The organism is Luteimonas sp. A277, assembly GCF_054052045.1.
In genome coordinates this window covers 1-22341 of record NZ_JBSVRG010000015.1, presented here as the reverse complement: position 1 = coordinate 22341, position 22341 = coordinate 1, and the positions used below count along the sequence as shown (strand labels likewise).

At 62.3% G+C, this 22341-nt stretch carries 26 protein-coding genes and 1 pseudogene; 23 read left to right on the top strand and 4 right to left on the bottom strand.

The window, feature by feature from the left end:
- The first annotated feature begins 483 nt into the window (after positions 1 to 483).
- From ACW7G2_RS13320 to ACW7G2_RS13300, 5 genes are all read left to right on the top strand, one after another.
- Positions 484 to 1659 carry an SAVED domain-containing protein gene (locus ACW7G2_RS13320; RefSeq protein ID WP_456976591.1) on the top strand — a complete coding sequence of 392 codons (1176 nt, stop codon included), beginning with the start codon at positions 484 to 486 and terminating at the stop codon, positions 1657 to 1659.
- Positions 1660 to 1911: 252 nt separating this feature from the next.
- A complete protein-coding gene (locus tag ACW7G2_RS13315; protein ID WP_456976589.1) occupies positions 1912 to 2049 on the top strand; it encodes a hypothetical protein in 138 nt (45 codons plus the stop codon).
- Positions 1998 to 2495: a GNAT family N-acetyltransferase gene (locus tag ACW7G2_RS13310; protein ID WP_456976605.1), complete on the top strand. Its 498-nt coding sequence runs from the start codon at positions 1998 to 2000 to the stop codon at positions 2493 to 2495. Before ACW7G2_RS13315 ends, ACW7G2_RS13310 begins: the two co-directional genes overlap by 52 nt.
- 190 nt (positions 2496 to 2685) lie before the next feature.
- Complete coding sequence (locus ACW7G2_RS13305) at positions 2686 to 3057, top strand: DNA-binding protein (protein ID WP_456976587.1); 372 nt, start codon at positions 2686 to 2688, stop codon at positions 3055 to 3057.
- A complete protein-coding gene (locus ACW7G2_RS13300; protein ID WP_456976585.1) occupies positions 3054 to 3563 on the top strand; it encodes an RES family NAD+ phosphorylase in 510 nt (169 codons plus the stop codon). Before ACW7G2_RS13305 ends, ACW7G2_RS13300 begins: the two co-directional genes overlap by 4 nt.
- 54 nt (positions 3564 to 3617) lie before the next feature.
- On the opposite strand, the gene ACW7G2_RS13295 is transcribed toward ACW7G2_RS13300, so the two are convergent.
- Complete coding sequence (locus tag ACW7G2_RS13295) at positions 3618 to 3815, bottom strand: hypothetical protein (protein WP_456976583.1); 198 nt, start codon at positions 3813 to 3815, stop codon at positions 3618 to 3620.
- 825 nt (positions 3816 to 4640) lie between these two features.
- Here ACW7G2_RS13295 and ACW7G2_RS13290 point away from each other — a divergent pair.
- Together ACW7G2_RS13290 and ACW7G2_RS13285 are read left to right on the top strand one after the other, a co-directional pair.
- Positions 4641 to 4781: pseudogene (locus tag ACW7G2_RS13290) on the top strand (DUF1153 domain-containing protein); the annotation flags it as partial.
- Complete coding sequence (locus tag ACW7G2_RS13285) at positions 4778 to 5434, top strand: DDE-type integrase/transposase/recombinase (protein WP_456976581.1); 657 nt, start codon at positions 4778 to 4780, stop codon at positions 5432 to 5434. The pseudogene ACW7G2_RS13290 and the gene ACW7G2_RS13285, both read left to right, overlap by 4 nt.
- Positions 5435 to 5652: 218 nt before the next feature.
- Here the strand turns inward: ACW7G2_RS13285 and ACW7G2_RS13280 are convergent, their stop codons facing one another.
- Positions 5653 to 6840 (bottom strand): DUF726 domain-containing protein, encoded by a 1188-nt coding sequence (locus ACW7G2_RS13280; protein WP_456976579.1) that lies wholly within the window; start codon positions 6838 to 6840, stop codon positions 5653 to 5655.
- A gap of 874 nt (positions 6841 to 7714) precedes the next feature.
- On the opposite strand from ACW7G2_RS13280, the gene ACW7G2_RS13275 reads away from it, so the two are divergent.
- The 13 genes from ACW7G2_RS13275 (at position 7715) to ACW7G2_RS13215 (ending at position 17250) form a co-directional block, all read left to right on the top strand.
- Positions 7715 to 9052 (top strand): Fic family protein, encoded by a 1338-nt coding sequence (locus ACW7G2_RS13275; protein WP_456976577.1) that lies wholly within the window; start codon positions 7715 to 7717, stop codon positions 9050 to 9052.
- 335 nt (positions 9053 to 9387) lie between these two features.
- Positions 9388 to 9654 carry a hypothetical protein gene (locus ACW7G2_RS13270; RefSeq protein ID WP_456976575.1) on the top strand — a complete coding sequence of 89 codons (267 nt, stop codon included), beginning with the start codon at positions 9388 to 9390 and terminating at the stop codon, positions 9652 to 9654.
- 359 nt (positions 9655 to 10013) lie between these two features.
- Positions 10014 to 10967 (top strand): hypothetical protein, encoded by a 954-nt coding sequence (locus ACW7G2_RS13265; RefSeq protein ID WP_456976573.1) that lies wholly within the window; start codon positions 10014 to 10016, stop codon positions 10965 to 10967.
- A complete protein-coding gene (locus tag ACW7G2_RS13260) occupies positions 10961 to 11725 on the top strand; it encodes a hypothetical protein (protein ID WP_456976571.1) in 765 nt (254 codons plus the stop codon). The genes ACW7G2_RS13265 and ACW7G2_RS13260 overlap by 7 nt, the downstream gene beginning before the upstream one ends.
- A gap of 300 nt (positions 11726 to 12025) precedes the next feature.
- Complete coding sequence (locus ACW7G2_RS13255) at positions 12026 to 13213, top strand: UDP-N-acetylglucosamine 4,6-dehydratase (protein WP_456976569.1); 1188 nt, start codon at positions 12026 to 12028, stop codon at positions 13211 to 13213.
- A gap of 183 nt (positions 13214 to 13396) precedes the next feature.
- Positions 13397 to 13792, top strand: coding sequence for a GxxExxY protein (locus ACW7G2_RS13250; protein ID WP_456976567.1), 396 nt, complete (start codon positions 13397 to 13399; stop codon positions 13790 to 13792).
- A 63-nt stretch (positions 13793 to 13855) separates the two neighbouring features.
- The gene (locus ACW7G2_RS13245; RefSeq protein WP_456976565.1) at positions 13856 to 14554 is read left to right on the top strand and encodes a sugar transferase; all 699 of its coding nucleotides are present in this window, start codon (positions 13856 to 13858) and stop codon (positions 14552 to 14554) included.
- 7 nt (positions 14555 to 14561) lie between these two features.
- Positions 14562 to 15023: a VanZ family protein gene (locus tag ACW7G2_RS13240; protein ID WP_456976563.1), complete on the top strand. Its 462-nt coding sequence runs from the start codon at positions 14562 to 14564 to the stop codon at positions 15021 to 15023.
- Positions 15024 to 15181: 158 nt separating this feature from the next.
- Positions 15182 to 15574 (top strand): hypothetical protein, encoded by a 393-nt coding sequence (locus tag ACW7G2_RS13235; protein WP_456976561.1) that lies wholly within the window; start codon positions 15182 to 15184, stop codon positions 15572 to 15574.
- Positions 15519 to 16013: a helix-turn-helix domain-containing protein gene (locus tag ACW7G2_RS13230; RefSeq protein WP_456976559.1), complete on the top strand. Its 495-nt coding sequence runs from the start codon at positions 15519 to 15521 to the stop codon at positions 16011 to 16013. The genes ACW7G2_RS13235 and ACW7G2_RS13230 overlap by 56 nt, the downstream gene beginning before the upstream one ends.
- Complete coding sequence (locus ACW7G2_RS13225; protein ID WP_456976557.1) at positions 16010 to 16459, top strand: DUF6941 family protein; 450 nt, start codon at positions 16010 to 16012, stop codon at positions 16457 to 16459. The genes ACW7G2_RS13230 and ACW7G2_RS13225 overlap by 4 nt, the downstream gene beginning before the upstream one ends.
- Positions 16459 to 16632, top strand: a complete 174-nt coding sequence (locus tag ACW7G2_RS13220) for a helix-turn-helix domain-containing protein (RefSeq protein ID WP_456976555.1) — start codon at positions 16459 to 16461, stop codon at positions 16630 to 16632. Before ACW7G2_RS13225 ends, ACW7G2_RS13220 begins: the two co-directional genes overlap by 1 nt.
- 156 nt (positions 16633 to 16788) lie before the next feature.
- Positions 16789 to 17250 carry a VanZ family protein gene (locus ACW7G2_RS13215; RefSeq protein WP_456976553.1) on the top strand — a complete coding sequence of 154 codons (462 nt, stop codon included), beginning with the start codon at positions 16789 to 16791 and terminating at the stop codon, positions 17248 to 17250.
- A 136-nt stretch (positions 17251 to 17386) separates the two neighbouring features.
- On the opposite strand, the gene ACW7G2_RS13210 is transcribed toward ACW7G2_RS13215, so the two are convergent.
- Complete coding sequence (locus ACW7G2_RS13210) at positions 17387 to 17941, bottom strand: DUF2058 domain-containing protein (protein ID WP_456976551.1); 555 nt, start codon at positions 17939 to 17941, stop codon at positions 17387 to 17389.
- Positions 17942 to 18025: 84 nt separating this feature from the next.
- On the opposite strand from ACW7G2_RS13210, the gene ACW7G2_RS13205 reads away from it, so the two are divergent.
- Positions 18026 to 19048: an NAD-dependent epimerase/dehydratase family protein gene (locus tag ACW7G2_RS13205; RefSeq protein WP_456976549.1), complete on the top strand. Its 1023-nt coding sequence runs from the start codon at positions 18026 to 18028 to the stop codon at positions 19046 to 19048.
- A 165-nt stretch (positions 19049 to 19213) separates the two neighbouring features.
- Positions 19214 to 20353: an MraY family glycosyltransferase gene (locus tag ACW7G2_RS13200; protein ID WP_456976548.1), complete on the top strand. Its 1140-nt coding sequence runs from the start codon at positions 19214 to 19216 to the stop codon at positions 20351 to 20353.
- Positions 20354 to 20610: 257 nt separating this feature from the next.
- Here the strand turns inward: ACW7G2_RS13200 and hemF are convergent, their stop codons facing one another.
- On the bottom strand, positions 20611 to 21552 hold the full coding sequence (gene hemF, locus ACW7G2_RS13195; protein ID WP_456976546.1) for an oxygen-dependent coproporphyrinogen oxidase: 942 nt from the start codon (positions 21550 to 21552) through the stop codon (positions 20611 to 20613).
- A 122-nt stretch (positions 21553 to 21674) separates the two neighbouring features.
- Between hemF and ACW7G2_RS13190 the strand changes: the two genes are divergently transcribed.
- Complete coding sequence (locus tag ACW7G2_RS13190) at positions 21675 to 22262, top strand: cysteine dioxygenase (protein WP_456976544.1); 588 nt, start codon at positions 21675 to 21677, stop codon at positions 22260 to 22262.
- The last annotated feature ends 79 nt before the right edge of the window (positions 22263 to 22341 follow it).

The window sequence follows — 22341 nt, the reverse complement described above, 5'->3', positions numbered from 1 at the left end:
TATGGAACCGCCAGGCTATCCGAGTCTCACCGACCATTATCAGATCCGCCTGCATGTGTCGTTGACTCCGACGAGCTCGTCGCCGGAGGTATACGAGGATGGAGGGCGAATTCCACATGAGGTGGACCATCACGTCTTCGTGGAGGATGGCGCATTGTGTCTCGGCTCGCCACTGCGGCTCCGACAGATCATCGGAACGCCGCCGAGCCTAATGCGATTTGTCACCCAGTGTCTGGTGCCCTTCCTGTACGCAGCGACGTGGCGCGACCAAGGTGGAGCCGGATATCCGTTCGGGGAGCTGGCCCATGGAAGTGCGGGCCTCATATCTGACTATGAGGATTTGTTCGGAGTCGAAGGGCGCGCCAAGGTCATCAAGGTACTGGAAATTCTGTCGTTGCGTAAGCGGGAAGCCAATAAACTAATTTGTCCGTGTGATTGCGGGTTACGGGTCGGCCGCTGCGATTTTCGTCACCGGCTGGTTCCATGGCGATTGCAAGCGAGTCGAGGATACTACGCCGCAACTGCAACACTCTTGGCAAGAAATGGAGGGGCTGCATAGAAATGAGGAGTTGGAGTATCTGGGTACAGAAAATCGGCACGCAATTGGTCGGCTGGCTCACTCGACGTAGGCGCGCGGGGGCCTTTTTATTGAGCGCTGGGGCTTTGCTTGCGGGTGGGGGGCTGCTTGGTGATGGATTTACTCTGTCTCTGATGCATGAGTCAGGGCAGGGCCGACTAGCCGGCAGCCTGACAACCGGTGATGGGCTGCCAGCTGTATTGAAACTAGTTGGTTCCTGGCTCGGTCTGCTTCTGATGTTTTTAGGCGCGGCTTTGTTTGTGTTGGAATGGATTGCTGAAAGGCGTGTTGCTCGACGATCTTTGATTGTCGTGGTTGAGTTGCGGGGCCTGATTGACACTGCGGACCGACCACTCCTTGAAGCAATCCCTCGGGGGACAGCAGGTCAGCCTGCTGACGCCCATGTGGATGTCCGATCGTATATGGACGCAGGAGATCTAAAAGGGGCTCTTAACCAGTTGCAAGGACTACCGGACACAGTGCGCCGAATGCGCGGGCAGCGCGACCGGAGTAACGTAACGGTAGTTGCCGGAGGAGTGTTGCAAGTCCCGTTTCTTTTTTATGCGGGTGTCCTGCTGGATGACGAAGGAGGAGTCATCCAACTGGATTGGGATAGGGAGTTAGAGAAGTGGCGCGAGCTTGATGATGTGGATGATGGAGCGCGATTCGAAGTGTCGGGATTAAACACGCTTCCGAGTGAAACCCGTCGAGTCGTTCTCTCCGTCTCGGCTTCTTATGCAACGGACGTCGGGGCTATTTCTGTGACGTTTGGCGCATCTCCTGTAGTGTCTCTAGCTCTTCCGAGACCATTGCCGAACACTTTGTGGTCCGAAGAAAAGCAGGCCGCGCTTGCCACGCAGTTTCTAGAGGTGCTCGCCGAATTGGGCAATAAAGGTGTGTGCAGCGTGGACTTGGTGCTAGCAGCGCCGAGTAGTCTTGCATTGCGAATAGGCCGCGCGTACGACGCGCGCAATCTTCCGAGCCTGCGTTGTTATCAATATCAGAAAAATGCTCACCCACCCTACCCGTGGTGCTTGGAAATCAACGGGCCAGGGGAGGCTAAAGTTTTGCATTTGGCTTAATAGCATTTGATGTGGCAGTTTGATTGGCGCTACGCGAGCATCGCTGAAGGCTATCGCCCGTATAGTCCTGGCCGGCTATAAATAGAGGGTCTCGGTGGCCCTGGCGAACTGAGTGGGCACCGTCGCCATGAAGAAATCCAAGTTCACAGAAGAGCAGGTTGCGATTGCTCTGAGGCACACTGAGTGAAACGTCTTCCGAAAGGCCGCCATGAGCACCCTTGACCTCATCCGCCGAACTGTCCCGGCAACCGAATGAACCCGCGTGAGGGCTACCGCCAAGTCGCAAGGCTGCACGTGCGCTGCCTGGACCAGGGGTTTCTGGCCACGCTGGGTGAAGAATTCATGGCGCTGATGTACGAGTCCATGGACCGCGCCGACGGGTCACACTGACCACCGAGGAGCGGGAAGGGCAGGTGGTTGGTTTCATCACTGGCGGCACCGGCATGGGGCCGATCTACAAGCGCATGCTGCGCAGCCCGGTACGACTGGGGTTGGCGCTTGCGCCTGCGCTGGTGCGCCCTGCCAAGGTGCGTCGGATCATCGAGATCATGCGTTACTCCGGCGATGCCGCCCTGCCCGACGGGGTGCCCGACGCCGAATTGCTCAGCTTGGCGGTAGCGCCCGAGGCTCGCGGCTCCGGTGTGGCGGACACGCTGTACCGGAAACTGGTGGAGGATTTCCAGGCGCGCGGCGTGGACGCCTTCCGCATCATCGTCGGCGATGCCCTCGCCCCAGCGCACCGGTTCTACCAGCGCATGGGCGCGACCGTGGCTGGCGAGGTGCAGGTGCATGAGGGGGAGCGGTCGAAGGTGTACGTGCACCGGCTCCACCCGTAGAGCGCGTCATAGGCGTGAAGCCGCGTGACGCTGGCCGTGCCCCGTCGCACCGCCCGCTGCCGGAACCGACGCTTGGGGCATTGATCATGTCCAAGCGCTTTCCCGCGCATCGCGCGTTCGTACGCATTGCTTGTCGTGCGCATAAAGTGCAGAATAAGTGCATCGGTGGTGCGACACGTAGGAGGATTTGATGAATGCGATACGCGAAGAGCCTTGGACGGAGCGGTTCCGGGAGGCGGGCACCCCGTATCTTTCGCCGCGCCGGGTGGGTGAGTACCTCGGTCTGCGGGTGCAGGAGCTGGCTGAGCGGGCGCATGTGCATCGCAATACGCCGCGCACCCGGCCGCAAGCCCCCCAACTTCAGAAATACCTGCAGGACATTCTTCGGGTTCTAGCGGTGGCAACGGCGGTTACCGGAGATGAGGGCAGGGCTCTTTTCCTGATCCGCAACGAGCCGCTGCGAGCATTCGGCTACAAGACGGCGGATATCTTGGTCCAGGAAGGACGCACCGATGCAGTGGTGGCCTACCTGGAGTCCCTCGCCGGCGGCGCAGCGGGATGATTGAGCTGACCATAGAGCGAGGGACGCATCCGGCTTGGTACCGGGTAATCGTTCCAAGCTATGCAGGTAAGCCACTTTCCGGCATGGGTGCGGCACGGCAAGGTGGTCGGTTCAATAGGCTTGGCCAGGAAGCTTTGTACCTCTCTCTGGACGAGGCAACCGCGCTGGATGAATACAAGCAGGACAATCCGTGGCTGCCGCCAGGAACCATTTGTACGTTCTTCGTCGATGGTCTGCGTGTGGCGGACATCAGCGCAGGGTTCGATCCAGCTCGGTGGTCGGCGCTTTGGTCGGATTTCGAAGTGGACTGGCGGACCGAGTGGTTTGGAAACGAGGTGGAGCCGCCTACGTGGTACATGGCTGATGATGTGGTGGCAGCGGGGCTGGATGGGATCATGTTCCCTTCGCAGGCGCGGCCGGGCGGAATCAACCTGGTCCTGTACCGCAGTTCTTCCAGAGGGGCAGCCGAACTGGATGTCTACGATCCTGATGGGCGACTGGGGTGAATGCTCCGAAGACGGGATAAGAAAAAGGCCCCGGCATTCAGCCGGGGCCTTTGGTCATGCTGCTTGCAACGGCAACACGTTCCGTAACTCTTCATCGAGTCGTTCGTACCAACTCCGATCGTGAATCAGTCGCGCGACCGCCAGGCCGCCGTTGATGACTTCCCCCTTCGTCATCCGCGAGATCGCTGCACGAGCCAACTCACCTTCAACGAACTTGGGAAGGTGCCGTTCCAGTCTCAAAATGCGTTTCATCGGTATTTTCTCGGTTAACGAGTCCGATGCCCAAGAGCATGGGGCTGGCTGGCCAGCCCCCTTCCGAAGTCCGCTTTAAGGCGCGGTCAGCGCCTCGGGTAAGAACGGAAGTGCCTGCGCACGTGCTCCACCCTGCCGAATCTCCGGCGGGTGTACGCACGAACGGGCACTGGCCTGCTCATAGGCATACGGGTTCCTCAATGGATGATGGAACGCACCGTTTGCGAGCAAGGCCTTTGACAGCGGGCTTGGATTTATGCCTAAAATCCCGGTGTCAGCTTCTGAGATTGTTGACACCGTTCTTGCTCTGTAGTAGCGGGTTGTTCCTATAATCCGCTACCCGGTCTTCCGGACGAGGGGATGCGCGCCAACGCATCCAAGGCTCCCCGGGTTGAACGACCGAGTTTTCAAAGAACAGCCCCCGCCCACAATGGCGGGGGTTTTTTGTTCAGGTCGACGCTATCACGTGCTCCAGTGGATACGCGACGGAACAACCTGTGGATAACTGCTGCTTGTGTGTAGCCCCTGTCGCGACCCCAGCATGTAGTGGCAAATCGACTTTGTTCAGGTTGAACGAAACTACGCCCGGCACCGCGCAATGTCAACCGTAACTTCCTTTTAAGATCAATCAATTGCGCCAGTCTCACGCGCTGAGACACGATTGGTTGCGAATGTTGTGGACGTTGCGGATATTTCGAGTGGGTGGTGTGTTTCGAAGCATATTGATGAGGTCTTCATGAGCACTCCACTCCACGCAGGATCTCGGCTGCTTCCCACGAAGCTGGACTTTGACCTTGCCCGCGCCCGGGGGCCTTCATTAGCTGCGCCCTGCGGGCCAAGCCGGAGGATGTGCGCGAGCAGTACGAGCGCCAGCTCAAGGATCTGCAGGAAGCCTACGGCGAGGCCATGCTGGAGCTGCGCGCGCGAAAAAAATTGCAGTCCCTGTTGGGCAAGGACGAGAGTTGATCAGCTCGATCCGGCAGGGACTGAAGGACGATGGAATTGAGGTTTCGATCAGCAAGCTGTGTCGCTGGTTCGGGGTGCCGCGCCGGACGGTGTATTACCGCCCGACCAAGGCGCCGCCGAAGGTGCGGCCGGAGCTGGCGGCGTCGATCAAGCAGCTGATCGAGAAAGAGCCGTCCTTCGGCTATCGCACGGTGGCCGGGCTGCTGGGGATGAACAAGAACACGGTGCAGCGAACCTTCCAGCTCAAGGGCTGGCAGGTCCGCAAGCGCGCGGTCGGCCAGCGCCCGCGGATCCAGGCGTTGCCGTCGGTGGCGAGCGCACCCGACGAGCGGTGGGCGACCGACCTGTGCCGCATCTGGGGTGGCCGGGACGGCTGGCTGACACTGGCCCTGGTGGTGGACTGCCACACCCGGCAGCTGCTGGGCTGGCAGCTCTCTCGCAGTGGCAAGGCCAGCACGGCGGCATCTGCACTGGAGCAAGCCCTGATCACTCGTTACGGCTCGCTGGGGCGGGTTCCAACCCCCTTCCTGCTGCGTTCGGACAATGGTCTGGTCTTCACCAGCCGCCACTACACGCGCCTGGTGCACAGCTATGGCCTGAAGCAGGAGTTCATCACCCCGCACTGCCCGCAGCAGAACGGCATGGTCGAGTGACTCATCCGCACCCTGAAGGAGCAATGCGCCCACCGCCACCGCTTCTAGACGCAGCAGCACGCGATGCCCGTGCTCAGTGACTGGATCCAGTTCTACAACTTCCGGCGTCCATACCAGGCGCTGGGCATGGGGACACCCGCTGAGGCCGATGCTTTAGCGGCCTGACCTGTGCAGAAACCGCTGGGTCATTACAATCAGGACCTGATTGACGGGGGAGCTTACGCCTCGCCACCAAGCATGAAGTAGGAAAAGCTGTCTTTATACAGGGAATGGCCCGCTACAAGGCTGGAAACGTCGCAATTCTTGACCTTTGGCATAGCTGAGATGCGGTGTCGTCCTATAGGCTCGCTTTGAAACGCGGTCCCTACTGTGTAAAGGTACTTCAGTACATCGTCGTGTTGGGAATAGTAGTTGTATATCTTTCCCGCCACTGCTTTGCTTGCGTCCAGCCAATCGGATCGGTTGTTCCCGACGGCTCCACCAAGCAGGTGAGCTTCCAGGACTCGCGGTTTTGTGTCCTTTGTCGCTAGGGTTTTCAGGGTGTTATAGACCACCCTCGCACCTAACGAGTGGCCGCACAGGATGTACTCCGCGCTGGTGCGGGAAAGGATGTCCGCCAGAAGCACCCCGGTCACTTGAGCCTTGAGCATCGCGACGCTCCAAGGATTCGAAGCGAGCCCGGCAAAGGTTGTCGCCCAGGCTATCGGTCCCAGACTGGCGCTACCGGCCTTGGATGCTGAGCGACTCCAGCCTTTGATCAATGCCACAAGCCCGCTCTTGGTGACCTGCATGCTCAGGGAGTTGCCAATCTGGGAGAGCCGTTTGGATTCCCAGCGAACGTAGTAGCAAGGGTTCTGGGGATGGGTCTTTCGAATCGAATTGAGCCAGTCGTCAGGATTTGGTTTGCGCTGGGTGAGGAAGCCATCGATCACAATGATGCTGGGACCGTTGCCTTCCTGGATCTGCTCGATGGAGAAGCCTTCGATCTCGCCAAAGTAGGCGTTGGATACGACACCACCCAGCGTGCCCCCTAAAGCGGCGCCTGTCGCGGTGATAACGGCCAATCCACCGGTCATTCCCAAGCCTCCGCTCGCGATGGAGCCGCCCCCTAAGGCAGCCAATCCAGTCTTGGTTGCGACGGCACCGCTATATCCGAGGATCTTCACGCCGACGGCGCCGCCGATTGTGGGTCCTGCCATGAGCGCTGCCGGGCCAACCACCGCAGCGCCTGCCAATGCGACACCGGCAATCTTGCCTGCCTTCACGTAGTTGAGGTCCTTGCGCTGAAACAGCGCCGGATAGTCTGTGATGTCCTCTAGACTGTCGTTCAGCGTGTCGAAGTTTGCGATTGTTCCGTCATGCTCCGCGCAAAACTCCGAATCCCAGGCTTTGCTGGTCCGGGCCATATTCCGGCATCTCCGGCATTGGACCGTCTGCTCCGTGCACTCGGAGCACTTGTATACGTTTCTCCGGAGGTGGTTTCGCTCGTGTAACAGATGTTGCGACAACTTGAAACAATGCGAGCAGTACCCGGTAACAACCTTCAACATGGAATCCCCCTGATCCCGCTTTCCCGAGGAAGCGAGCTGATTCTACGCGCTCCACATGTGGCCGCTTCGGGCGCATCGGCGCCGAATGTTTGAGTTTGTCGGCGGCGCAAGGCCCACGAGGCCCCCGCGGGGCAGGCGCGCTCGCGGCGTGGACGCACATTCCTCCTTATCAGCCCCTCCAGCGCACCGGTTCTGCCGGCGCATGGGCGCGATCGTGGCCGGTGAGGTATAGGAGTATGAGGGGGAGCGTTCCAAGGTGTACGTGCACCGGGTAGCCGCCGCCCTTAGTAGCACGTGCATACGCGCGAAGCCGCGTGAACCCAAGCGGGACAGGGGTGTTGGCCGGATACAGCAATGGACATTCTTGAGTACAAGGGCTTCCACGGCACCACGGAATTTGATATGTCCCGCGTGTTTGTCGGGGAAAAATCCTCTACATCTCCGATCTGGTGACCTGTGAATCGACCACGCCCGCCGAATTGCGGGAAGAATTCGAGGCTGCCGTCGACGACTATCTGGAAACATGCCAGGCGCAAGGACACGAAGAAGGCTGCGAAGTAGGGGTTAGCGGTCGCGCTTGCCGTTGAGGCTCAGCTGGTGCTGGTGCGTCCGTTCACATTCGTGAGCTTAAGCGAAATGGCGCGCTGGTTTAGCCGACTGAAAGGTCAGCATCTGTCAATTTCCTACTAATTCGTTTACGTTTTAGTAGATTCTTGGCAGGATCCACCCTATGAAGATTCCGATGCCGCCGCCACGCTGGTCGAGTCTGGTCGACAAGCACTCCCGGGACCTCGGGCGACTGCTCGCCTACCGTATCGGGCCGGAGGTAAGTGGCGTCTATGAGCATTGGGACCGCGTGCGCCATCTGACGCCGCCTGTGGAGGGCTTGGATCCGGAGCAATGGTGGCTTTGCATCAAATTTGCGCGTCTGTCGCTGTACAGCGAGATACCTCTGCGGGACAAGGACGGCTCGCCGTTCAAAGTCGCCCTGAGCGACAGCATCCAGCGTCGGCTGTTCCTGGTCGCCCGCGATGCGGCCGGTGCGCTCAAGGGAGCCGACGGGGTGCAGCCCGAGGCGATGCGCGAGCGCTATCTGGTGCGCTCGCTGATGGAAGAGGCCATGACGTCCTCGCAGCTGGAGGGGGCAGCCACCACCACCCGGATCGCCAAGGAAATGCTCCGGACCGGACGGCAACCCCGGGACTACGGGGAGCGGATGATCTTCAACAACTACGCTGCCATGCGTGAGCTGAAGGCCTGGCAGGCGAGCCCCCTGACCCCCGAGGCCGTGTTCGAGATGCATCGGATGCTGACCGAGGGAACGCTCGAGGACGAGACATGCGCGGGAAGGTTCCGGCGCGCGGACGAGAATATCGTGGTGGAGGACGAGCTCGGCAATGTGTTGCACGTGCCTCCCCCCGCCCGTGAGCTGCCGGGCCGGCTCCAGGCGCTGTGCGACTTCGCCAACCAGGGGGACGACGGCGAGAACTTCATTCATCCCGTGGTCCGCGCCATCGTGATCCACTTCCAGATCGGGTACGACCATCCTTTCTGTGACGGCAACGGGCGTACGGCGCGAGCGCTGTTTTACTGGTCCATGATGCGGTCCGGGTTCTGGATGGCCGAGTACCTGTCGATCTCAAGCATCCTGAAGCAGGCGCCCTCGCAATACACCCGGTCCTATCTGTTCACGGAGACCGACGAAAGCGACGCCACATATTTCCTGTCCCATCAGCTGGATGTCCTTCTGAAGGCCATTGCCGGCGTCCATGGCTACATTGAACGCAAGCAGCGATCGCACGCCGAGGCGCAGACGCTCTTGCGTCCGGACAACAGGCTCGCGCGGGTACTGAACCACAGGCAGCGGGCCCTGCTTCTCAATGCCCTGCGGCATCCCGGCAAGCAGTTCACCATCGACGCGCACCGTCGCGCGCATGGGGTGTCCTACCAGACGGCGCGGACGGACCTGCTGGGGCTTGTGGACGAAAAGCTCATGGAGCAATACAAGCAGGGAAAGAGCTTCTACTTCGTTCCGTTGCCGGATCTGGGCGAAAAGCTGAAACGCTGACTAGGCGCTGGCCAGGTCCGTGCGCGCGCCAGGAACCATTTGCACGTTCTTCGCCGATGGCCTGCGTGTGGCGGACATCAGCGCAGGGTTCGATCCAGCTCGGTGGTCGGCGCTTTGGTCATGCTGCTTGCAACGGCAACACGTGCCGTAACTCTTCATCGAGTCGTTCGTACCAGCTCCGATCGTGAATCAGTCGCGCGACCGCCAGGCCGCCCCAGATGCGGCACAGGTCGGTCGCCCAACGCTCGTCGGGTGCGCTCGCCACCGACGGCCGCGGCCTTCGCACCAACAGCTGCCATCCTGGGCAGGTATGATTTTTCCAGCCGAAGGGCGGCTTGCCAGGCTACGAGCGCCGAACAGATTCACTTGCTCGTGATCATGACTGGTATGCCAAGCCGTTCATGCGCTACACCGTCAAGAAAGAACCGCCAACGGTTTGGAATGTGCTGGATGGCACTCAAGTCGATTTTTCCAGTTGGACTTTTGCTGACCACTTTGACGTTGTCATGAAGCTCTTGGCTAAGGCGGGCGCGGACTCTGAATTGGTGACGCAGCTTTGTAAAGAAAACCAAGACCCCCGAAAGATCCTGCGCTCGCCTTAAGAAGGGTCTGAATGGAGCGAGATCATGGCTTATCAGGTGGCTGCTTGATTTCCACACCGCCAAGGGGGAGTTTGGGGGTTGCGCTGACGCAGGCTGTTTTATTCCCGTACGGGTTCATCAACCGCGCTGGCTGATGCCAGCGCCTTGGGGGCGGCTGTTCGCCGGGCTCGCAAAATCCACGGTCTGACCCAGGCAGAGCTGGGACGCGTTCCGCATCATCGTCGGCGATGCCGTTGGCCCGGCGCACCGGTTCTATCGTCTATCCGCTAACCTGATTCAAGCACGCTAACATTTGCGTTGTTAGCGTGCTTTGTCTGTGTTAGTGTCGCGCCGTGGATAACTCCGCCATTCAGCGATATTTGCACGAAGTCTTGGGGGGCAATGCCCGGCTTCAGCCATGGGCGGGTGCGGCTGAATTGCCGTTCTACCTGCAGGATCTCTACGGCTTCGCTGAAGTCAGTCTGTTCGATCTGCAGTGTGTGCTGATGATTGCCCAGGGCCCATCGGATGCGGAAGTGGATATCCGTCGTCATCTGGAGATCGTGAGCCGGTATGCGGGGCGTGACGTGCTGGTGATCTACGTCGTCCAGGGCTTGGCTTCCTACGAGCGAAGAAGTCTGATCGCCCGTGGAGTCCCGTTTATCGTGCCGGGCAACCAGATGTTCCTGCCGCCTTTAGGCATGGATCTTCGGGAATATTTCCGCAAACGCGCGGAGCCGGCAAACAAGCCGTTTAGTCCAGCCACCCAGCTCTTTCTTTTCACTGCGCTCCTGCGGGAGTGGGAGAAGGAAGTTCATCCCGAAGCCTTGAACGATCAGGCCGCATATACGCCGATGACGCTCTCGCGCGCCATCAGGGAGCTGCAGGAGGCTGGTCTGGTAGATACGTTCCAAGTGGGAAGGGAGAAGTGGCTGCGATTTGACAAGGATCAGCGTGAGGTCTGGCAGGACGCCCAGCCCTGGTTGCGCAGCCCGGTGCTTCGGACGGAGTGGGCCGTCCCGCTGGGTGATCTGGACAAAACACCGCTGGCCGGTTTGAGTGCCTTGGCTGCGCAATCGGCCTTGGCCGACCCCCTGCACCCGGTATGGGCGATCTCGAGTGGGCAGTGGAAAGCGGCCAAAGGCATGCGCATGCATCCGTTGCAGGGACCGGAACCGGGAGCAGGCCGTTGGCAGATATGGCGCTACGATCCCCTGTCTCTTGCCCAGGGCGGCGTGGTTGATCCGCTGTCGCTGATCGTCAGCTGCCGCAACGACCCCGATGAGCGTGTGCAGCAGGCCGTGGAGAAACTGGAGCAGGCGCTGCCATGGTGAGGGGACTTGATCGGTTCCGGGAGCACTTTGCTGGATACGCTGATCGGTACGTACTGATTGGTGGAACCGCTGCATCGTTGACGATGGCAGAGGCCGGGCTGCCGTTCAGATCCACCAAGGATCTGGACATTCTTTTGATAGTGGAAGCGGTGGACGGCGCGTTTGGAGACCTGATGTGGCGGTTCATCGAGCAGGGTAGTTATGAAATCCGCCGGGCCAGTGACGGGGAACCCAGACTCTATCGATTCGAGAAGCCGGGTGACGCCGCCTTTCCTTTCATGATCGAGCTGTTCTCGCGGAAGCCCGACGGATTCTTGCTGCGCAATGATGCCCATCTGACTCCATTGCCAATGGATGGGACGGTTGACAGTCTGTCGGCGATCCTCCTGGACGATGCCTACTACGATTTCGTGATGCAGGGGAGAAGGGAGGAGGTCGAGCTCTCATGGATCGAAGCGGATCGTCTGATTCCGTTGAAAGCGAGCGCCTGGCTGGACCTCACCGCCCGCGAAGCAGCGGGAGAAAAGGTGGACAAGCGCGATATCCGCAAGCATTTGAATGACGTGTTCCGTCTCTCGCAGGTGCTCTCCGCCCGAACACGCATCGTGCTGCCTGGCAGGGTTAGGGAACAGTTCAAGGAATTTCTGACGCGTGCAGTGCAGGAGAGCGTGGATCTCAAACAGTTGAGGGTTGTCGGGCCAGGGCAGGCGCATATCCTCGCCCGCTTGGGAACCATCTACGGGGTGTCTTTCCCTTAGGAGGTTGGTCTACCAGATAGCCCCTGTAGGAGCGCGCCATGCGCGCGAAGCGGCGTGAATATGATCATTGCCGCAGGGCGTCGGTCCCAGCGCAGCGAGCGAGGCCGCACCGCATGGCCAAGCGTCACGCGGTTTCGCGCGCATGGCGCGTTCCTACGGTCGCGACGACACCGAGGGGCGGTGAGGAGCTTCGGGTGCGGCATCGGTAGCGGGGGAAAGTTGTGATGACGACAGTGGGCAGTGACAATTGACTGCTGAGCAGGCGCGGGATGCGCACTGCCACGCCTCTACCGGGACTCCATGGACATTCTTGATCTGATCGGCCGCACGGCCCCCCTGTTTCACTCCGACATCCAGCAGCACGAATCCGAACTCTCCGGCCTGGTGCAAGCGAGCCGCTTCCTGGTGATCGGCGGCGCCGGCTCCATTGGCCAGGCCGTCACCCGCGAGATCTTCAAGCGCCAGCCCAAGGCGCTGCACGTGGTGGACATCAGCGAGAACAACATGGTCGAGCTGGTGCGCGATATCCGCAGCACGCTGGGCTATATCGACGGCGATTTCCGCACCTTCGCCATCGACTGCGGCAGCCGCGAGTTCGCGGCGCTGATGGCGGCCGGGCAGGGCTACGACTATGTGCTCAACCTCTCCGCGCTCAAGCACGTGCGCAGCGAGAAGGATCCGTTCACCCTGATGCGGCTGATCGAGGTGAACGTGCTCAACACCATCAGCACGATCGCCCAGGCGCAGGCGGGCGGGGCGCGCAAGTATTTCGCCGTCTCCACCGACAAGGCCGCCAACCCGGTGAACATGATGGGCGCCAGCAAGCGGATCATGGAGATGTTCCTGATGCGCGCCAGCCTGGAGCTGCCGATCTCCACGGCGCGCTTTGCCAACGTGGCGTTCTCCGATGGATCGCTGCTGCACGGGTTCAACCAGCGCTTCGCCAAGCGTCAGCCGATTTCGGCGCCCAATGACGTGCGGCGTTACTTTGTGACGCCGCAGGAGTCCGGCGAGCTGTGCTTGAGCTCCTGCCTGCTGGGCGGCAACCGCGACATCTTCTTCCCCAAGCTGAGCGAGGAGCTGGATCTCACCCGGTTCTCGGATATCGCCGTGCGCTACCTGGAATCGCTCGGGTTCGAGCCGTACGAATGCGCCAGCGAGGACGAGGCGCGCGGACGGGCGGCGGAGCTGATCGCCGCGAAGAAGTGGCCGGTGTACTTTTTTGCCAGCGATACCACGGGGGAGAAGGACTTCGAGGAGTTCTTTACCGATGCGGAGACGCTGGATATGGAGCGGTTCCAGAACATCGGCGTGATCCTCAACGAGCCGGACTTTGATGACGCCCGACTGGGGCATTTTCTGACCACGATTGAAGGCATCCGCTCAGGTGCTACCTGGGACAAGCCTGAGATCGTGGATCTGTTCAATTACATGATCCCGGACTTTGCGCATAAGGAGACCGGGAAGTACCTCGACGGGAGGATGTAGAAAGGGGCTCTCGCGAAGGCGCGAAGACGCTAAGAGGAGCGGAGGATGTAAAGGGGGTTCTCGCAAAGGCGCGAAGAAGGGCGAAAATTATGTGATGGGGTGCCGTGCTTTTACTCCATCCCTGCTTTTCTTCGCGTCTTCGCGCCTTCGCGAGACACCCCCAAACGCCAAGGAGGCACAGAAATGGAGTTCGACGCACGGAAGCCCGAGGAGCGGGTGGGAAAGGTTGTGGTGGATGTGGCGGTGATGGTGCACCGGGAGCTGGGCCCGGGTCTGCTGGAGTCGGTGTACGAAGCGGTGCTGGCCGCCGAGTTCCGGAAGCGGGGCCTGCGCGTGCGGCGGCAGGTGCCGGTGCCGATCGACTGGGACGGCCTGCACTTCGACGAAGGCTTCCGCGCCGACATGATCCTGGACGACTGCGTGTTGCTGGAGCTCAAGTGCGTAGAGCACCTGCACAACGCCCACAAAAAACAGCTCCTGACCTACCTCCGCCTCACCCGCATAAAACTCGGCTACGTCCTGAATTTCAGCCAGGCCCTCATGCGCACCGGCATAACCCGCACAGTAAACAACCTCTAGAATTGTTTTTTATCCATTTTTTTCTTCTTCGCGCCTTAGCGCCTTAGCGAGACCCCGCTCCCCATGCAACGACTGTTGGATATCGTGTTCTCCGCCCTGGCCCTCCTGGCCCTTTCCCCCCTGCTGATCCCCATCGCGATCATCCTGCGCCTGACCGGCGAGGGCGAGGTGTTCTTCGTCCAGCAGCGCGTGGGCCGCGGCGGTGGGATGTTCGGCCTGTACAAGTTCGCCACCATGCTCAAGGACAGTCCGAGCCTGGGCACGGGGACGGTGACGGTGAAGGACGATCCGCGGGTGCTGCCGATCGGCCGCTTCCTGCGCAAGACCAAGATCAACGAGCTGCCGCAGCTGCTGAATATCTTCAGGGGCGACATGAGCATCGTGGGGCCACGACCGCAGACGCAGCGCTGCTTTGATGCATTCCCGGCCCGATCGCAGGCGGAGATCATCAAGGTTCGACCGGGGCTGTCGGGTATCGGCTCGATCGTCTTCCGCGACGAGGAAGAGCTGATGCACGCGGCCAAGGATCCGGAGCGCTTCTACGACGACGTGATCATGCCGTACAAGGGCCAGCTGGAAGAGTGGTACGTGGCCAACCAGGGGCTGTGGACCTATCTGGCCTGCATCGTGCTGACCGCCTGGGTGGTGCTGGTGCCGGGCTCGACGGTGTTCTGGCGGGTGTTCAAGGGACTGCCGCTGCCGCCGCCGGAGCTGGTGGCGGCCGGTGGGGCGAACGGCGCGCCTTCGGCCGAAGCGGCCTGACGGCGTGATGATTGCTGTTTCAGACCTGCTACTGGGCGTGATGGTGCTGGCGGTGGGCTGGTTCCTCGCGCGCCGCGGCCGGCCGCTGACGCGGGTGCTGGTGTTTGCTTCGGCGCTGGTGGTGTCGGCGTTGCTGTTCCTGCCGGGCTCGCAGATCAGCGGCATAGTCGGTCCTGAAGGAATCGGCCATATGCGCCGCCTGGCCGCCCCTACCCCGTGGGCCGTCGCCGAATGGGTCCACTTCCTGATCTTCCTCTGGCTTGGCCTCCTGCTGTGGCTGGGCCGCGCCGACCTTCGCAACTGGAAAGGCTGGGCGCTGATAGCCGTGCTCGCCGTCGCAGCAGAGCTCGCCCAGGACCTCGCCCCCGGCCGCTCCCCGCGGGTGGATGATGTGCTGTTGAACCTGGCCGGCGGCATGGCCGGCATAGTGCTGGCGATCACCCTCCGCAAGCTGCTCAAGCGCCTGTAGGAGCGCGCCATGCGCGCGAAGCCGCGTGAACCCAAATTCCGTCGCACAAAGTGAGACCTGCGGCTGTTAAGGTCTCGTAACACCTTGATTAATTGGTGTTTGAGCGCGCTGGACGGGATGGTCCGGCGTCTTGTCGCATTTATACCCAGGAAGGTATAGTGTACCGTCTCTTCGTTCACCACGACGCCGAGGGTGACCTTGATGCACTCTGGGAAAGCGAGCCCGAAGCCGCTGCCAGGATCGCCGTCCTGTTGCAGGAGTGCGAAGGCAATCAGGATCTGCTGGATAGACTTTCACAGCATCGATTCGGCACAGAGGGCGTTGATGAGTTGAACGTCAGCAGGTGGCAGGAGCGCTGGCGAAAGGGAGACAACCTCTGGCGAGTGAAAGTCTGGGACCTTGAGAGAAGGGGCCTTCGCTACCGGGTCATCTACGCATTCATTCCGCAGAAGCGGCACTACCACGTTCTTGCGGTTGCACCACGGAGTTTCAACTATGACCAACGCCATCCGCTCTGCCAACGAATCCTCAGGGCTTACGAGGAGCTTTGAGCGTATCGGTGAAGGCGTCTCCCTCAAGACCAGCTCGGCGCAGGAGTCGTGCCAGGTATTCAAATTCGGTGACTACGTCACCACCGAAGCGTCGACCCCTGTACGTCATACCGCTATCGGTGACCTGGTTGCCAAGTGGGAAGAGACCCCGGACCGTCGGGCTGCGATTGCGCGTGCGCGTGCTTGGGTTGCTGACGCTTTCCATGCAGATGAAGGCGAAACGCTGCGGACCTTGCGCATGAAGAAAGGGTTTTCGCAACAGCAACTTGCGGTCCTTGTTGGCACCAGCCAGCCCCATATCGCCCGCATCGAGGGGGGCGCAGATAATCTGGCCATCGACACCTGTCGTCGGCTTTCACATGCGCTCGGGGTTGATCTGAACACGCTCGATGCTGCGCTCCTGCAACAGCGGCCTGAGACGGGAGCAAAATCAGGATGAGACCTTACGCACACGCGGTCTATTGCGATGACATCCGGGAGGAGGTTGGCGGCAAGTCAACCCTCGTGGGCGTGTATCACGGCTCATTGATGGTGCAATCTTTCCCCGCCACCCTGCCCAAACTGTGCGTGGTGCTCCAAGTGGTGCTTCCGGCTGAGAATCTCCCGGAGGGTTTGAAGATGCGGGTGATGTTGGATGAGGAATTGCTCGCTGAAGGGGAAATGGCGGTGCGTGATCTCGAAGCAGCGCTAGCCGCTATTCCCACGGAAGTTGAGCGCTCGAAGCCATCGGAGGAAAAAGGATGGGTTGTCGCTGCCAACTTCATTTTTGCCCCGATGAAGTTGGAGGGGCCCGGCATGATTCGGGCCTGGGTGGAAGCCGGGGATCAGGAAATGAAGGCAAATGGGTTGCGCATTGCCCAGATGCAGCAATTACCTGCTTCCTGATGAGTCCGGCCAGCGTAGGCGCCTCGCGCAAACAGCTGGCAGGCCTTGCGGGCACCGGCCCGAGGTTCATCAGTGAGCTGGAGCGTGGCAAGGCAAGCGCCGAGCTGGGCAAGGTGCTGGATGTGATCGCAGTGCTGGGCCTGCGCCTGCAGCTGGTCGGACCCGCGACATGATCGAGGCAGGAATCTCCTCCTGAAGCGTTGCAGGCCTCTGGGCGAGCGCATCATCGTCAGGCTGTCCTTGGCGGGTCGGAATAGTCGTCTTTCCGGTAGGGATCGCGAGCGGGGCTCGCCACCACTGAAACGGTTCGGCCTTCCGGAGGAGCGTTGATGCTGGCCATCACCGACGTGCTGCTTGGAGTGCTGGTGCTGGCCGTGGGATTTTTCCTGATCCGCCGCGGCAGTCTGCTGACCCGCGTGCTTGTGTTCGGCTCGGCGCTGGTGGTGTCGGCGCTGCTGTTTCTACCGGGGGAGCAGATCACCGGGTTCGTCGGGCGCGACGGCATCGGGCTGATGCGCCGGCTGGCCGCCCATACGCCGTGGGCCCCGGCCGAATGGGTGCATGTGCTGATCTTTTTATGGCTGGGGCTGCTGCTGTGGCTGGGCAGGGCCGACCTGCGCAACTGGAAGGGCTGGGCGCTGGTGGCGGTGCTGGCGGTTGCGGCCGAGGTGGCGCAGGTGCTGACGCCGGAGCGCGAGCCGCGGGTGGGCGATGTGCTGTTGAATCTGGCGGGCGGGATGGCCGGGATTGTGCTGGCGATCCTGTTGCGCCGTGTTTCCCGCCGGTTGTAGGAGCGCGCCATGCGCGCGAAGCCGCGTGAATATGCTCATTGCCGCGGGGCGTCGGCCCCGGCGCACCGGCCGACGCCACCCCGCGTGGCCAATCGTCACGCGGTTTCGCGCGCATGGCGCGCTCCTACGAGGGGAGTTACCAGATCAGGTCGTCGGGGACTTCGAATTTGGCGTAGTAGGCGGCGTCTTCTTCGCTGATGGCGGCGGCCTGGGTGTCTTCGGCCTGGCCGTGGTCGAGGACGATCAGGGCCGGGTCGCGTTCGCGCACTTTGTCGCCGGCCACGCGTGGGAGCAGTTCATAGCGGTCGCCGAGGCGGGCGATGACCACGGCGCCGGTGACGAGCTTCTTTCGCTGGTCGTCATCGATCAGCACGGTGCGGATGGCGCCATCGGCGGTGAAGCGGTATTCGCTTTCGCCAGTGCGCGGAAGCTTGCGGTCCTGGATGATCTGCCGGGCCTGGGCGCGCATTTCCGCCTGCCGGGCCTTGGCCTTGCGCTCGGCTTCGATGGCGCGGTCGCGTTCCGCCTTCTCGGCGCGGGCGCGCTCGGCTTCACGCTGGATTCCATCGTCGGTGGGCGGCGCCTTGCCATGGCGCGCCTTGACCTGCTGGCGGGCGATCTCGGCCACTTTGGACTTCTTGACCAGGCCTGCCTTGAGCAGCTGTTGTTGCAGCGGGTTGCCCTTTGCCATGTCGAGCGGTCCGGTGGGGGTGGGTGGCCATGATACGTGCGCTGCATCGCGGATAATATGTGCGCATCTCCCACGGGGCTCCCCATGACTGCGTTTGATTCCGCCTGCACCACGCTGCGCGCCAGGCCGCGCACCTGGCTGGTGACCGGTTGCGCCGGTTTCATCGGTTCCAACCTGCTGGAGGCGCTGCTGCGGCTGGACCAGCGGGTGGTGGGGCTGGACAACTTCAGCACCGGGTTCCAGCACAACCTGGACGAGGTGCAGGGGCTGGTGACGGCGGAGCAGTGGGGCAGGTTCCGCTTTGTCGAGGGTGATATCACCGATCTGGCCACCTGCCACGAAATGTGCGCGGGCGTGGACCACGTGCTGCACCAGGCGGCGCTGGGCTCGGTGCCGCGCTCGATCGCCGATCCCATCGCCACCAACCGGGCCAATATCGACGGCATGCTCAACATGCTGGTGGCGGCGCGCGATGCGAAGGTGGGCAGCTTCACCTATGCGGCCAGCAGTTCCACCTACGGCGACCATCCGGCGCTGCCCAAGGTGGAGGAAAACATCGGCAAGCCGCTGTCGCCCTACGCGGTCACCAAATACGTGAACGAGCTGTACGCGGACGTGTTTGCGCAGACCTACGGGTTCCAGAGCATCGGGCTGCGCTATTTCAATGTGTTCGGCCGGCGCCAGAACCCGGAAGGGGCGTATGCGGCGGTGATCCCGAAGTGGACGGCTTCGATGATCCGCGGGGAAGAGGTATTCATCAACGGCGATGGCGAGACCAGCCGCGATTTCACCTATGTGGACAACGCCATCCAGGCCAGCCTGCTGGCGGCGCTGGCGCCCGATACCGCCCGCACCCGGGTGTACAACATGGCGGTCGGTGACCGGAACACGCTGAAGGGGTTGTTCGCGGCCATCCGCACCACGCTGGCGGCCAACGGCGTGCAATACGCCCGCGACCCGGTGCACCGCGAGTTCCGCCCCGGCGATGTGCGCCACTCGCTGGCCGACGTGGGCACAGCCCGGGAGTTGCTCGGCTATGAGCCTACCCACGACCTGGCGGCGGGTTTGGCCGAGGCCATGCCGTGGTATGTGCGGCACCTGGGCTGAGTCAACTCCTGCTGGATAAAATGTGCCGCACGTCACATAATCGCCCGCGGGGATGGATGCTCACAAGGTCGAATACTTGTTGAGATATCCGTAAGTTATGGTTGGGACACCGGGTTTGGCCCGGTTGTTGCTTGCCTGTGGGACGAATCTGGACTGGGGATGTTCATGGAGTGGGTAGTTGAGACAGGGACGTTGGCGGCGCTGGGAGCGGCGCTCATCACCTGGATAGTGCTGAAGCTGCTGCACCCGCTGGCGCCCCGGTTGAACCTCCTGGATTACCCGAAGGGTCGCAAGGACCATGCGCACCCCACGCCGATCACTGGCGGGCTGGCGATGCTGGCCGCGCTTGTTGCGGTGGGGGTGGTCACCATTGGCAGCTTCGCCACGGATACGCTGGTGTCGTTCCTGGTGGCGGCGCTGCTGCTGACCGGCGTGGGCCTGGCCGATGACCGCTACGACCTGCGCTGGTACTGGCGCATCCTGGCCCAGGTGCTGGCCGCGCTGATCATGGTGTACGGCGCCGGCGTGCGGGTGGAGCAGATCGGGCCGGTGTTCGGGCTGGACAGCCTTGCGCTGGGCTGGCTGTCGGTGCCGTTCACCGTGTTTGCGACGGTTGGCATCATCAATGCGATCAACATGATCGACGGCGCGGACGGGCTGGCCGGGCTGCTGGTGGCGGTGGCGCTGCTGATGCTGGCGGCTGCCGCCGTGTACGCGGGCAACATGGGCCTGAGCCGGCATTCGCTGGTGGTAGCGGGGGCTGTGGGCGCGTTCCTGCTCTACAACATGCGCTTTCCGTGGCAGGCGCGGGCCAAGGTGTTCATGGGCAATGCGGGCAGCGCGTTCCTGGGGCTGGTGGTGGCCTGGGTGGTGTTTCGCCTGACCCAGAATCCCGGCCATCCGGTGAGCCCGGTGCTGGCGCTGTGGCTGATCCCGATCCCGATCATGGATTGCCTGGTGTTGACGGTGCGCCGCACACGCCAGGGGCGTTCGCCGTTCTCGGCCGGGCGCGATCACATCCATCACTTCATGCAGGATGCGGGTTTCGGGCCCACCCAGGCGGCGGTGGCGCTGGCGGGCTTCAGCCTGATCTGCGGGCTGTTGGCAGGCCAGGCGATGCGCATTGATATACCGCACCCGGTGATCCTGGTGGCCTTCCTGGCGCTGTGCGTGTTCTGGTACTGGCTGAGCGCCCGTCGTGCGCGGACGCTGGCGTTCTTCCGCGTGCTGCGCCGGGCGCCGGTGTTCGGCGCCGTGCGCTCCAGGACTGACGGCGACGCATCGAACGTGCCGAACCGGGGTTGACCTGCGGTCTGTGTAGGAGCCGGCTTGCGGCCTATGTAGGAGCGCGCCATGCGCGCGAAGCCGCGTGACGCGTCGATTGGTTCGACAGGTCGGGCGGGTTGATGTTCGTGTCGATCAGCTTCGGATCCGGCGCGGGTGCCGAAGCCGCGCCGCGGGGATTGAATTCACGCGGCTTCGCGCGCGTGGCGCGCTCCTACGGGGTGGGTCAGGACCGTCGGCGGCAATGATTCACGCGGCTTCGCGCGCATGGCGCGCTCCTACGAGGCGGGCCGTGACAACTCGGCCAGCCAGTCGCGGGGTTTCAGGTAGTTGGCGAGGCGGGCTTCGTCGCTGTCGGGTTCGGGGGTGAAGCCGTATTCCCAGCGCGCCAGCGGGGGCAGGCTCATGAGGATCGATTCGGTGCGCCCGCCCGACTGCAGGCCGAATTGGGTGCCGCGGTCCAGGACCAGGTTGAATTCCACGTAGCGCCCGCGCCGGTAAAGCTGGAACTGACGCTCGCGCTCGCCATACGGGGTGTCCTTGCGGCGCTCGATGATTGGCAGGTAGGCATCGAGGAAGCCGTCGCCGACCGCCTGCATGTAGCCGAACTCGTTGTCAAAATCGCCGCTCATGTCGTCGAAAAACAGGCCGCCGACGCCGCGGGTTTCATCGCGGTGCTTGAGATGGAAATAGTCATCGCACCACTTCTTGTGCGCTTCGTAGCGCTCCTGGCCGCCGTAGGGTTCACACAGGTCGCGGGCCACGCGGTGCCAGTGCAGCACGTCTTCGTCGTAAGGATAGAAAGGGGTGAGATCGAAGCCGCCGCCGAACCACCAGGCCACGGTTTCGCCATCGCGTTCGGCGCGGAAGTGGCGCACGTTGGCGTGGGTGGTGGGCAGGTACGGGTTGTGCGGGTGGAAGACCAGCGAGATGCCCATTGCACGCCACGCGGTGCCGGCCAGCTCGGGGCGGGCGGCGGTGGCGGAGGGCGGCAGCTCGGTGCCGGAGACATCGGAAAATCCGATGCCGGCCTGTTCGAACACGGCGCCATCGCGAAGGATGCGGGTGCGCCCGCCGCCGCCAAGCAGGGGGCCGTTGCCGGGCTCGCGGGTCCAGGCGTCTTCAATGAATCGTGCCTTGCCGTCGGCCGCTTCGATGGCGGCGCAGATCCGGTCCTGCAGGCCGGTGAGGTAGTCGCGTACTGGGGAGATATCGTCCATCCACGCATTGTAGGCGGCTCGCGCCGGGGCGGCGTGGCGGTGTAGCGCGACGGTCATCGACGTTTACGGAGAATTGAACATTGCCCGGCTATGGTGGCCGCACTTTGAAGCAGAAGAACGACATGAGTCTCAGCAATATCGCCCACCCCCCGGCACCGTTTCCGCTCCTGGATGACGTGATCGTGCTCAGCAATGCCGCCATGCGTAAGGGTGAGCCGACCAAGGCGGTGAAGGCGTTGGTGAAGGGATTGCGGGGCCTGCTGGCCGGTCCGCTGGAGCTGCCGGCATGGCTGCTGGAAACCCGCGACGACGAGCACGCCCGGCGCGAACTTTACCGTTCGCGCGAGCATGGCTACGAGGTGATCGCGATCACCTGGGCGCCCGGGCAGGTGAGCACCGTGCACGACCACGGCGATACCTGGGGCGTGGAATCGGTACTGCGCGGACGGCTGGAGGTGAGCGACTACCGCTTGAAGGCGCAGCACCGGGCACTTTCAGAGCTGGAGCCCGACGGCAGCCACGTGCTGGAGACCGGCAGCGTGATCGGCCTGGTTCCGCCGCAGGACCTGCACCAGTGCCGCAATGCCGACGCGGACCAGGTGGCCGTGTCGCTGCACGTGTACGGCAAGCACCTGGATCACGTGAAGCGCTACACCCACGTGGAAGGAAATCTGTACCGCCCGCAGCGGGTGATGCTCGGCACCGTTTGACCCCGATACGGCGGCGGGCCACCGGGGGTGAACGCCCCCACCTTCGTCGTGCGGGGCCGGCCGCCCCAATGTAGGAGCG